Consider the following 11,753-nt stretch of genomic DNA (forward strand, 5'->3'; position numbering starts at 1 on the left):
CCCCGGCTGTGCCGGAAACGACTTAATCCCCTCCGTCCCCTTTTCCTGTATCAGGCGCGGGCGCGTACCTGCCAGCATGCGGCGTCCACGCGCACGCGGTCGCCCTCGATGAACGGTGCGAATGCCGCCAAGGCCCTGGCCAGCAGCGGATGGGCGCGTTCGTCCGGCAACGTCCGCAATGCCATGCCCAACGGGCCCAGTTGGCCGACATAGGTGGGCAGGTCGTTGCGGGCGAGCGAGCAGGGCAGGTCCACGGCAGTCACCTCCACATCGTTCCAGCCGGCCGCCTGCAGCAGGCGCTGCACGCGTTCGCCATCGGCGAAGGCGAACTGTCCCGGCGCGCCGGGCACGCGGGGCGGCAGATCCAGCGCATCGCCGATGGCGCGCTCGGCGGTGGTCATGAACGGGTTCTCCTCGGCACTGCGCCAGGCAATGAAGTGCAGGCCGGCGCGGGGGCGTGCCGCGCGGCGCAGGTTGGCGAAGGCCGCCTCGGTATTGTCGAAGAACATCACCCCCAGCCGCGACTGGATCCAGTCGAAGTGCGCGGAAGGCAGCGGATGCCGCTGTGCATCGGCAAGGATGAAGTCAGCCGCCCGTCCGGCGGCCTCGGCGCGTCGGCGGGCCAGCGCCAGCATCGGCGCGGAAATGTCCAGCCCCGTGCAGTGCGCCGCCGGGCGCGCTGCCGCTGCGGCCAGCAGGCTGGCGCCGGTGCCGCAGCCGATGTCCAGCAGTTGCGTGACGGCCTGCGGCAGTTCGGCGGCCAGCATATCGGCCATCGGCTGGAACAGGCCATCAAGGATGGCCTGCTGTTCGACCCATATCTGGCCGCCGGGACCGTTCCACAGGGTGTTCTGATCAACAGGGGATGTACTGGCCATGGCCTTGCCTCGCCGGGAAATTGGCCCTAGGTTGGCGCTTGAAGGTGACTTGAGGTCAAGCCCATGCGTGAACTGGATATCGGCGAGGTGGTCAAGCGCAGCGGCGTGCCGGCCTCGACCCTGCGCTACTACGAACAGCTGGGGCTGTTGCAGGCGCTGGGCCGCCGCGGCCTGCGCCGGCAGTACGACGCGCAGGTGCTGGAACGGCTGGCGCTGATCGGCCTGGGCCAGGCGGCCGGGCTGTCGTTGCAGCAGATCGGTGCATCACTGCCGTCGCCGCAGGGATGCATCTCACTCGACCGCGAGGCACTGCTGGCACAGGCCGAGGTGCTGCAGCGGCAGATCACCCGGTTGCAGCGGGTGCGCCGGCACCTGCAGCGCGCGGCGGCCTGCCCGCAGGCGGAGGATGCCCGCAAGTGCGGTTCGTTCCGGAAACTGTTGCGCGTGCAGCAGCGGATGGGCGGTTGAATCAATCGCGGGTACTGACTTCCCAGGTGGCATGCAGCACGCCCGGCACGTGCTCCATCCGCGCCAGGACCAGGTCCAGCTCGTCGGCGCTGACCGCCGTACTGACCAGCACTGCGATCACGTCGGTGGGCGCGTCGGCATGCTCGACCAGCTGTACGTCGCCCACCGGATACTGCGCCGCCTCCAGCGCGTCGACCAGGCGCTCGCGCACCCGCGGCACCGCTTCGGCGTCCACGCTCAGGCGCACCTCGTAGGTGGCCTCGGTCGCCGCCTCGTTGATCGGGATGCGGTTGATCGCATTGACCAGGGGCCGAAGCAGGGTGTTGCCGGCGATGATCAGTACGGTCAGCAGCACGCCCTCGGCCAGCATGTCCGCGCCGGTGCAGCTGCCGACGGCCGCCGAGCACCACAGGGTGGCGGCCGTGTTCAGGCCGCGCACGTTCATGCCTTCCTTCATGATCACGCCGGCACCCAGGAAGCCAACGCCGGAAACCACGTAGGAGATCACCCGTACCGCCTCGGCACTGCCGGCGATGCGCATGCCGAGGTCGACGAAGGCGGCGGCGCCGACCGCGACCAGCACATTGGTGCGCAGGCCAGCCGTGCGCTGCCGGTACTGGCGCTCGGCACCGATCAGGGTGCCCAGCACGAAGGCGGCCAGCAGGCTGACGACGGTGTCGGCGAAGGGGCCCGCCTGGAAGGTCTCGATGAAGCGCATGGCCGGAGTCTATCGCGTCGAAGTGACAGTGGCTCAACGCCATGCGTGGATATCCGGGATGTCGATCGCCAGGGTGCCGGAAACGACTTAATCCCCTCCGTCCCCTTTTTGCGGGTCAGTCGGTGTCCTCGACGCGCTCGCCCATCAGTTCGCGTTGGCGCTTGTCCAGCTCCTCGGCGTAGCGCTTGCGCACGAAAGCTTCGGAGACGACGCCCAGTACCTGGCCGTCGGCGGCGACCACGGCCAGTTCGTCGGCCTGGGTCTGGTCGAAGCGCTGCATCACGCTCACGACGTCCGCTGCCGGCGACAGCGACACCTCCCGGTTCTCGGCCAGCTCGCCGATCGCGGTTTCCGGCTTCACGCCATCGCCGTAGACGCGCGGGATCTGCACGATGCCAGCGTAGTGGCCCTCGCTGTCGATCAGGACCACGCGGCTGCCTGAGCCCAGCGGGAAGCGCTGGCGGAACGCGGCGGCGTCGAGATCGGCCGGAGCGGTGGCCACGCCCTTGCGCATCAGCCGGCCGGCGCTGAGGTTCTGCACCCACCCCACGTCGCGGGCGCTCTTGATGGTCTCTCCGCGCAGGTGCATGCGCCAGGTCGAGAACGAATAGCCGAACCACTGCCGGACCAGCGTGCTGGACACCAGCACCGCGCTCATCACCACGCTGGTCAGCAGGAAGTCGTGGGTGCCTTCCAGTACCAGCATGGCCATGGTCATCGGCGCACCGACCACGGCCGCCGCCAGCGCGGCCATGCCGGCGAGCGCGGCGGAGGTGGCGTCGATCACCGGCACGCCGGTGGCCAGCGCCAGCAGGCCGGCGAACAGCGCGCCGACCAGGGTGCCCATGAACAGCGAGGCGAAGAACAGGCCGCCACGGAAGCCGAAGCCCAGCGAGATGCCCGAGGCCAGGCATTTCAGGGCCAGCAGCCCGCCGATCCAGATCAGCGGCAGCTGCGTGGTCAGGTCCAGGTGCAGCGCGCCATGGCCGGACGACAGCACCTGCGGGCTGGCCAGGGCCAGCGGGATCAGCAGCAGGCCGCCGACCACCGGCCGTCCCCACAGCGGCAGCGGGCTGCGCTTGACCGTGCCTTCGATCGAGGCGATCAAGCGCATCACCAGGATGCCGACCATCGCACAACAGCAGCCGAGCAGGCCGTAGATGGCATAGTCCGCTGCACGCACGTCGATGGTTGAGGCGGCAGGCAGCAGGTAGGCCTCGATGCCCGCCTGGTCGGCCACGAACGCGCCGGCCAGTGCGGCCACCGCCACCGGCGCCAATGCGGCCGGGGTATACGCACCGATGACGATCTCGAAGGCATAGAACGCACCGGCCAAGGGGGCACCGAAGGCGGCGGCGATCGCACCGGCGGCCCCGGCGCCGACCAGGATGCGCACATCGTTGCGGCGCAGGCGCATCACCCGGCCCAGCTGCGAGCCGCTGCCGGCGCCCATCTGGGTGTACGACGCCTCCAGCCCGACCGAGGCGCCGCAGCCATTGGACAGCAGGGTCTGGGTCAGCACGATCAGGTTGTCGCGCATCGACATGCGGCCGCCATGCAGGGCATTGGCTTCCACCGCGTCGAGCAGCGGGCGCTTGAGCCGTGCCGCCGCCAGGCTGACAAGCCCGACCAGCAGGCCACCCAGCGGCAGCACCAGCAATGCGGTCCAGGTCAGCGCGGGCAGGGAGCTCAGGCGCATGCCGTCGTCCAGCCCGTACAGGGTGCCCTGCAGCCAGCGCGCAATGCCGGACTGCAGCAGGGTCAGGTAGCCGGCGATCAGTCCGACCACCAGGGCCAGCGCGATGAACCACAGGTCGCTGCCGCGCAGCCGCAGCCGCAGGCCCTGGAAGGCCAGATGCAGGCGCGATGGCGAAACAGGCAGCGACATGGTGGCGGCATCATACGCCGCCACCGTGATCGCCACCGTCACCGCATCGGGCGGTTACCGCGTCAGAAGCGGTAGCGGCCCTGCACGTAGAAGGTGCGCGGCGCGGCCACCATGCGGCCGGCGTTGCCATCAACGTTGCGGGTGTACCAGCGCGTGTCGGCCAGGTTGTTCACGCCCAGTGCGATCTCGCTGTCGCCCAGGCCCGGCACCTGCCAGGCCACCTGCGCGTTCCACAGGCGCACGCCCGGCACGCGGCCCACACGCGCATCGGCGCTTTCGTCCCAGGTGTTGGCCGCATCGGAGAACTGGCCGCTCTGGTGGGTGCTGGAGACATTGAAGGTCCAGCCGGCCAGCGCGTAGCGGGCGCCGACACTGTCGGTGTCGCGCGCGTAGAACGGCACGTCCAGGCCACGGTTGTCACCGGACTGCTGGATCGCCTGGGTCCAGGTGTAGTTGGCGTACAGCTCCAGCCCGGCCAGCGCACTGTCCTCGGCGAAGTGGTACTCCAGCGCGCTCTCCACGCCCTTGTGGTCGGTGGCGCCGATGTTCTGGAAGGTCGGTGGGGTGATGCCCGGCACCTGCAGGATCTGGTTGTCGAAGCGCATCTTGAACACGGTCACCTCCGCGCGCAGTGCGCCGTCCTGCCAGCGCGCACCCAGCTCGGCGGTCTTTGCCACTTCCGGGTTCAGCGGATTGCGGGCGGTCTGCGAGTTGAGCTGGATGTTCTGCACCGGCCCGAACGAGGTGGTGTAGTTGCCGAACAAGGTCAGCTGCGGGGTCAGCAGGTAGGCGATGCTGAGCGAGGGCAGGGCCTTGTCGTTGCGGCTGCTGAAGGTGGCGCCGCCGCCGGCCTGGCGACGGTCCATGTCGATCCATTCCATGCGCACGCCCGGGGTGATCCGCCACGGGCCGATCGCGATGCGGTCGTCGATGTAGAACGCATGGGCATCGGTGGCGTTGTCGAAGCGGGTGGTGGCACTGGCCACGCCGGTGCGGCGGGTGACGGTGTAGCTGCGGTCGTTGCCACGTTCGCGCAGGAAGCGGTAGCCGGCGGTGATGTCGTGCACGCTGGCACCCCAGTGCAGGCGCTGGGTGTAGCGCGGCTCGATGCCGAGCACGCGGTAGTCACGCGGCTGCACGGTCAGCTGGGTGTTGGCGGCGTTGATCAACGAGCTGGCGCGGCTGCTTTCGTTGTAATAGGCCAGCACCTCGAACTCGCTGTTGGCCGACAGCGTGTTGGTGTAGCCCAGGTCGATGCCGGTGCGGTGGCCCTTCCAGAAATCGGTGGGTCGGGTGTTCTGGAACGGGTCGGCCTCGTACTGCGCACGGGTCAGGCCGCCCGGGGTCAGTGAACGCACGTCGTAGTAGGAGAGCTTGGCGCGCAGCTCCTGCTGTTCGTCGATCGCGTAAGCGAACTTCAGTGCGAGATCGTTGAAGCGGTCATCGCTGCCCTGGCGCCAGCCACGCCCATCCTGGCCGGAGTACAGCAGGGCCGCACCCAGGCCGTTGTCACCGGTGCCGCCGAGGAAGACGTTGTACTGGGTGCTGTCACCGCCGCCATGGTCATGGGCGGTGTAGCGCGCGCCGGCTTCGCCGTGCAGGCCCGCGTCGGTCGGAATGGCGCGGGTGCTGAAGTTGATGATGCCGCCCACGTTCTGCGGGCCGTAGCGCACCGCGCCGCCGCCACGTACGACGTCGATCGAGTCGATGTTGGACAGGCTGGTCGGTGCGAACGACAGCTGTGGTTGGCCATAGGGCGCCACCGCCAGCGGCACGCCATCCAGCAGCACGGTCGAGCGTGGCGAGTAGCGCCCGGTCAGGCCGCGCACGCCGATGTTCAGCGACACCGAACTGCCGGCCGTGCCGGAGTTGTCGGTGACCTGCACGCCGGGGATGCGTCGCATGGCGTCGCCGATGCTGGACGCGCCGCTGGCCTCGATGCGCTGGCGGTCGACCACCGTGCGTGCGCCAGCGAAGCGCTTGACGCTGTCGTGCAGGCCGGTGCCCAGCCAGCTGCCGGAGACCTGGATGCTGTCCAGCGTGGTGGCGCTGTCCTGCGCGAAGGCGGCAGCAGCCGGGAACAGGCACAGGGCGAGGGCGGCGGCCAGCGGCAGGCGGGCCGGTTGCAGGGCGTGGAAGGGCATCGGTTCGGGTTGCGGAAGGTCGTAAATGAGAATTATTGCCGATTCCGTTGTGCAAGGGAATGCGCTGCCGGGTCAGGCCGATGCCCCGGTGGTAAAGTGCGCGACTGCTTTCCTGACCGCCGAGATCTGCCATGTCCCAAGCCGCCTTCTACCCCGTCGGAACCCCTGGCCAGCCGTGGGGCGCAGCGGAACGGGAGGCGTGGCGGGGCCGCCAGCAGCGCCTGCGTCGCTATGACGAGGAGGTGCTGCCGCGCATCGACGCGCTGGCCTCGCGCTTCGACAAGGTGGCCTACGGCCAGCTCGACTACGCTGGCGAGACCTATACGCTGTTCGCCCTGCGCAGCCGCGACTGGAACCCGGCGCTGCCGGGCGCCCTGATCACCGGTGGCGTGCACGGCTACGAGACCAGCGGCGTGATGGGCGCGCTGGAGTTCCTCGAAAAGCACGCTGCCGACTATGCCGGCAAGGCCAACCTGCTGGTGGCGCCGTGCGTGAATCCGTGGGGCTTTGAGCGCATCAACCGCTGGAACTTCGATGCGATCGACCCGAACCGCAACTTCCGTAACGATGGCCCGGCGCGCGAATCAACTGCGGTCATCGACCTGATCGCGCCGTACAAGGGCCAGTTCGTGCTGCACATCGACCTGCACGAGACCACCGACAGCGACGAGAGCGAGTTCCGCCCGGCGCTGGCCGCACGTGACGGCAAGCCGTTCGAGCCGGGCCTGATCCCCGATGGCTTCTACCTGGTGGATGACAGCGAGAACCCGCAGCCGGCCTTCCAGCAGGCGGTCATCGCCGCCGTGGAGAAGGTCACCCATATCGCCCCGGCCGATGACAAAGGCGAGATCATCGGTTCGCCGGTGATCGCCCACGGCGTGATCGAGTATCCGCTGGTGAAGCTCGGACTGTGCGCGGGCATCACCGGTGCGAAGTTCACCACCACCACCGAGGTCTACCCGGACAGCCCACGGGCGACCCCGCAGCAGTGCAACGACGCACAGGTGGCGGCGGTGTGCGCGGCGCTGGATTACGCGCTCGCCCATCGCTGACCGGGATTGCCGGCCAGCGGCCGGCACGACCTCACCCCAATGCGTCGGCCCACCCTGGGGCGGCCGGTTCCGGCGGTGTGTCGCTGCGCTGGATAAGGCGCCCGCCCATCGCTGGCCGGCAACCACGGGAGACCCGATTGCCGGCCAGCGGCCGGCACTACCTCACCCCAATGCCTCGGCCCACCCTAGGGCGGCCGGTTCCGGCGGCGTGCCGCGGCGCTGGGTTACGCGCTCGCCCATCGCTGACCGGTAGTGCCGGCCGCTGGCCGGCAACCACGCGAGACCGGATTGCCGGCCAGCGGCCGGCACTACCTCACCCCAATGCGTCGGCCCACCATAGGGCGGCCGGTCCCGGCGGGGTGTCGCGGCGCCACAGCAGGTCGCTGTGGATGCGCCGCGGCCAGCCGGGCAGCACCAGTTCCACCAGGCGCCCGCGGTCATAGCGCTGCACCAGCGCCCGCGGCAGTTCGGCCCAGCCAATGCCGTCCTCGGCCATCTCCATCACCATCAGGTAGTCGGTGGCGGTCCAGGCCAGGCCGGTGACCACGCGGGAAGGATCGACTTCCGCGCTCAGGCGCACCTGCCGATGCCGCGCCAGCTGTGCGGCGGCACGGCGCCCGGCGTTGGCCAGCGGATGGTCGCGCGCCACGTACACCGACAGTTCGCTGTGGTGGGCCAGCGGTCGCGCCACCAGTCCATCGGGATAGCGCTCCTGCCTGGGCAGCAGGCCCAGCCCGGCGCGACCACTGCCGACCAGTTCCAGCACGTCCTCACCCTCGGCATCCAGCCATTCCAGTTCGATCTCCGGGAACGCCTCGGCGAAGCGCTGCAGGATCCGCTGCTCTGGATCGAGCTGGTAGACATCGGAAAACACCACGGTCAGGCGCGACTCGACCGGTGCGGCCAGGCGCACGCTCAGCTGCTGCAGGCGCGCATCGGCAGCCAGGATCTCCTGCGCATGACCCAGCACCTGGCGCCCGGCTTCGGTCAGCTGCGGGTAGCGCCCGCTGCGGTCGAACAGGTTCACGCCCAGGTCGGCCTCCAGGTGGGCGATGGCGGTGCTGACCGTGGACTGGGTCTTGCGCAGCCGTCGCGCCGCAGCCGAGAACGAGCCCAGCGCGGCGGCTTCCACGAAGGCCTGCAGGGATTCTGGGGAGTAGGGCATTGATCCATCGCTCCAGTCGATGGAATCCATTTTGATACCACCGTAAAAGACGATGATACTGATCTCCATCGACGCTGTCTGCACGGCGCTCGAGATCATCCACGCACGGCGTGGATCTACTGAAGGCGGTGCGCGATGCCGCCCTGCAAGGAGTTTCACATGTCCCGTACCGTTCCCGCCCGTGGCGCACTGGTCGCCTGGGCCTGCCTGACCGTGGCGATCGTCGCCGAGGTGGTCGGCACCTCGTTCATGGCCCACGCCGCCCGCGATGGGGGCTGGGCCGGTTATCTGATCATGGCCGGCGCGCTGGCGCTGTCCTATTTCTTCCTGGCGCAGTCGGTGCGCCGCATCGCGGTGGGCGTGGCGTACGCGGTGTGGGAAGGCCTCGGCCTGACCCTGCTGACCGTGGTCGGCCTCACCGTCTTCGGCGAGAGCCTGTCGCTGCAGCAGCTGGCCGGCCTGGTGCTGGCGGTGGTTGGCATCGTCTGCGTCACCCTTGGGGAGGCGCACTGATGAATACCCTGGCCCTGTTTTTCGTGATCTGTTCGGCGCTGATCGACGTCGCCGCCAACATGATGGTGGCCAAGTCGGAGGGCTTCCGCCGCTGGCGCTGGGGCGTCGCTGCGATCGTCCTGGTCTGGATCGCCTTCGCCCTGCTCGGCCAGGCCGTGCGCTACATGGACCTGGCCACTGCGTATGCGCTGTGGGGTGCGATCGGCGTGATCGGTACGGCCAGCTGCGGCCGCCTGTTGTTCGGCAACCGCCTGCGCCCGATCGGCTGGGTTGGCATCGCCCTGGTCACTGCGGCGGTGCTGCTGCTCAGCACCGCCAAGTAGCATCGGGTCTTTTCGCGCGTGGCGGCTCGCGAGCATGGCGGCACCGGTGCGCGATTTGCGAAGTCACCTGCGCTCATCGACACTGCGGTTTTCCACATGGAGTGCCCGCATGTTCAGCCACATCACCGTCGGAACGAACGACATGGATGCCGCGCGCCGCTTCTACGACGCCCTGTTCGCCGCGATGGGGGCACGCCCGGGCGTGTTCGACGAGAAGGGCCGGCTGCTGTACTTCAAGGATGGGCGGATGTTCGGCGTGACCGCGCCGATCGACGGGCAACCGGCGTGTCGTGCCAACGGTGGCACCATCGGCTTCAGCCTTGGCAGTGCCGAGGCCGTGCGTGGTTGGCAGGATGCGGGCGTGGCCCACGGCGGCACCGCCATTGAAGACCCGGCCGGCGTCCGCACCATGGCCGGTCGCCAGCTGTTCCTGGCCTACCTGCGCGATCCGGATGGCAACAAGCTGTGTGCAGTGCACGCCCTGTCGTGATGGGATGGCGCGCGCGGTCCGGGTCTGTTCCGGCGCGTGCGTTCAAACCCGAAACAAGCGTGCCGGCGCGCGCGTGATAGCACGGAAATGCGGGGCTGGCTGATGCAGGCAGCCCGCGACTTCATGCGCCGTCCACTGCGGTTCAGCCAGAATTGGTCGGCTAACCCTTTGATCTACCGGAGAACGCCGCCCCATGGATGTACTGGAGCCGCAACAATCCCCGGTGCGCACCCTTCGGCCTGTGTTCGCCTTCGCGGCGATCGTTGTCGTGGCGTTCGCGCTGTTTGTCAGCCTGTATCCGCTCGGTGCGGGCCGCCTGCTGCTGCAGGCCCAGGACTGGGCCGCCCTGAATGTCGGCTGGTACTACCTGCTCGCGATGACCCTGTACCTGGTGTTCGTGGTCGGCGTGGCGCTGTCCAAGTACGGTGGCATCAAGCTCGGCGCCGACCATGACGAGCCGGAGTTCAGCTATCTCTCGTGGGCCGGCATGCTGTTCGCCGCTGGCATCAGCATCACCCTGTTCTTCTTCTGCGTATCCGAACCGCTGACCCATTACCTGCAGCCGCCGCAGGGCGACCCGGCGGCGGGCGAGGCCGGCGCGCGCCAGGCCATGCAGCTGCTGTTCCTGCACTGGGGCCTGCACGGCTGGGGCGTGTTCGCGCTCGCAGCAATGGCGATGGCCTACTTCGCCTACCGCCACAACCTGCCGCTGGCACTGCGCTCGGCGCTCTATCCGCTGATCGGCAAGCGCATCAACGGCCCGATCGGCTATACCGTGGACGCGCTGGGCATCGTCGCCACCGTGTTCGGCATCGGCGCCGACATGGGCTTCGGCGTGCTGCACCTCAATGCGGGCCTGTCGCACCTGTTCAACATCCAGCACTCCAACCTGGTGCAGATCATCCTGGTGGTCAGCATGATGGGCGCGGCGGTGGCCGTGGCGGTATCAGGCGTGGAGAAGGGCGTGCGCTGGATGGCCAACATCAACATGCTGCTGGCGATCGCGCTGGTGCTGTTCATGCTGTGCGCCGGCCCTACCCAGTACCTGCTGAGCACGCTGATGCAGAATCTGGGCGACTATCTGGGCAGCGTGGTCGGCAAGAGCTTCGACGTGTACGCCTACGGTGGCCGGCCGGAATGGCTGGGCGGCTGGACAGTGTTCTACTGGGCCTGGTGGATCGGCTGGGCGCCGTTCGTCGGCCTGTTCATCGCGCGCATCTCGCGTGGCCGCACCATCCGCGAATTCGTGTTCGGCGTGCTGCTCATCCCGCTGGGCTTCACCCTGGCCTGGCTGTCGATCTTCGGCAACAGCGCGCTGGACCAGGTCCTGCACCACGGCCAGCAGCAGCTGGCACAGCTGGCGGTGGATGATCCGCCGACCGTGCTGTATGCACTGCTGGACAGCTACCCGTGGAGCCGCACGGTGATCGCGGTGACGGTGCTGGTCAGCTTCATCTTCTTCGTGACCTCGGCCGACTCGGGGGCGGTGGTGTTGTCCACGCTGTCCTCGCACGGCGGCGCACCGGAGGACGATGGCCCGCGTTGGCTGCGCGTGTTCTGGGGCACGGTGATCGCCGTGCTGACCGCCGGGCTGCTGCTGGCCGGCAGCATCGACGCGCTCAAATCCGCGGTGGTACTGGCGTCGCTGCCGTTCTCGGCGGTGCTGCTGCTGATGATGTGGGGCCTGACCCGCGCCTTCAGTGATGAATCGCACCGCAAGCGCGCGCTGCAGTACCGGCCCTCGCCGCTGATCGGCGACGACCGCCACCACCAGGGCTGGCGCCAGCGCCTGAGCCAGGCCATGCACTTCCCGGTGCGCGACCAGGTCTACCGCTTCATGGACGACACGGTGAAGCCGGCCATGGAGGCGGTGGCCGAACAGCTGCGCGGGCAGGGCTGGGACGTGGCCACCCGCTTCGAGGCCGGCGACATGGAGCTGACGGTGAACCACGGCGAGCAGCAGGATTTCCTGTACCGGGTGATCCTGAGCGGCTACCTGACCCCGTCGTTCGCCGCCCAGCAGCTACGCAACCAGCGCTACTACCGCGCTGAAGTGCACCTGTTCGAAGGCAGCCAGGACTATGACCTGGTCGGCTACAGCCGCAAGCAGATCA

Annotated in this window: 11 protein-coding genes; 6 read left to right on the top strand and 5 right to left on the bottom strand. The window is 68.7% G+C overall.

The features are described 5' to 3' along the window. Window positions 1-50 precede the first annotated feature (50 nt). Window positions 51-878, bottom strand: coding sequence for a class I SAM-dependent methyltransferase (locus LRM18_RS19680; protein WP_270955326.1), 828 nt, complete (start codon window positions 876-878; stop codon window positions 51-53). Between the two features lie 63 nt (window positions 879-941). Here LRM18_RS19680 and LRM18_RS19685 point away from each other — a divergent pair, with 63 nt between their 5' ends. Continuing rightward, window positions 942-1,346 (top strand): MerR family transcriptional regulator, encoded by a 405-nt coding sequence (locus LRM18_RS19685; protein ID WP_270955327.1) that lies wholly within the window; start codon window positions 942-944, stop codon window positions 1,344-1,346. A 1-nt stretch (window position 1,347) separates the two neighbouring features. On the opposite strand, the gene LRM18_RS19690 is transcribed toward LRM18_RS19685, so the two are convergent. The 3 genes from LRM18_RS19690 to LRM18_RS19700 all read right to left on the bottom strand — a co-directional run bounded on the left by LRM18_RS19690 (window position 1,348) and on the right by LRM18_RS19700 (window position 6,096). After that, window positions 1,348-2,064 carry an MgtC/SapB family protein gene (locus LRM18_RS19690; RefSeq protein ID WP_049464505.1) on the bottom strand — a complete coding sequence of 239 codons (717 nt, stop codon included), beginning with the start codon at window positions 2,062-2,064 and terminating at the stop codon, window positions 1,348-1,350. A gap of 115 nt (window positions 2,065-2,179) precedes the next feature. After that, complete coding sequence (locus LRM18_RS19695) at window positions 2,180-3,952, bottom strand: chloride channel protein (protein ID WP_053463223.1); 1,773 nt, start codon at window positions 3,950-3,952, stop codon at window positions 2,180-2,182. A gap of 62 nt (window positions 3,953-4,014) precedes the next feature. Further along, window positions 4,015-6,096: a TonB-dependent siderophore receptor gene (locus tag LRM18_RS19700; protein WP_270955328.1), complete on the bottom strand. Its 2,082-nt coding sequence runs from the start codon at window positions 6,094-6,096 to the stop codon at window positions 4,015-4,017. Between the two features lie 131 nt (window positions 6,097-6,227). On the opposite strand from LRM18_RS19700, the gene LRM18_RS19705 reads away from it, so the two are divergent. Then, window positions 6,228-7,148 carry a M14 family metallocarboxypeptidase gene (locus tag LRM18_RS19705; protein WP_270955329.1) on the top strand — a complete coding sequence of 307 codons (921 nt, stop codon included), beginning with the start codon at window positions 6,228-6,230 and terminating at the stop codon, window positions 7,146-7,148. A gap of 313 nt (window positions 7,149-7,461) precedes the next feature. Here LRM18_RS19705 and LRM18_RS19710 read toward each other — a convergent pair whose 3' ends face one another. Beyond that, window positions 7,462-8,313, bottom strand: coding sequence for a LysR family transcriptional regulator (locus LRM18_RS19710; protein ID WP_270955330.1), 852 nt, complete (start codon window positions 8,311-8,313; stop codon window positions 7,462-7,464). Between the two features lie 159 nt (window positions 8,314-8,472). Between LRM18_RS19710 and LRM18_RS19715 the strand changes: the two genes are divergently transcribed. The 4 genes from LRM18_RS19715 to betT all read left to right on the top strand — a co-directional run. After that, entirely contained in the window at window positions 8,473-8,826 is a 354-nt protein-coding gene (locus LRM18_RS19715; RefSeq protein ID WP_130767966.1) for an SMR family transporter, read from the top strand. Then, window positions 8,826-9,149 carry a multidrug efflux SMR transporter gene (locus LRM18_RS19720; RefSeq protein WP_053462985.1) on the top strand — a complete coding sequence of 108 codons (324 nt, stop codon included), beginning with the start codon at window positions 8,826-8,828 and terminating at the stop codon, window positions 9,147-9,149. Before LRM18_RS19715 ends, LRM18_RS19720 begins: the two co-directional genes overlap by 1 nt. A 109-nt stretch (window positions 9,150-9,258) precedes the next feature. Next, window positions 9,259-9,639, top strand: coding sequence for a VOC family protein (locus tag LRM18_RS19725; protein WP_057493250.1), 381 nt, complete (start codon window positions 9,259-9,261; stop codon window positions 9,637-9,639). A 193-nt stretch (window positions 9,640-9,832) separates the two neighbouring features. Then, window positions 9,833-11,753 (top strand): choline BCCT transporter BetT (betT, locus tag LRM18_RS19730; protein ID WP_270955331.1); only part of this gene is annotated, 1,921 nt, incomplete at its 3' end.

Origin of the sequence: Stenotrophomonas sp. PI_27 (assembly GCF_027854495.1) — a bacterium.
Classification (GTDB): Bacteria; Pseudomonadota; Gammaproteobacteria; order Xanthomonadales; family Xanthomonadaceae; genus Stenotrophomonas; species Stenotrophomonas pavanii.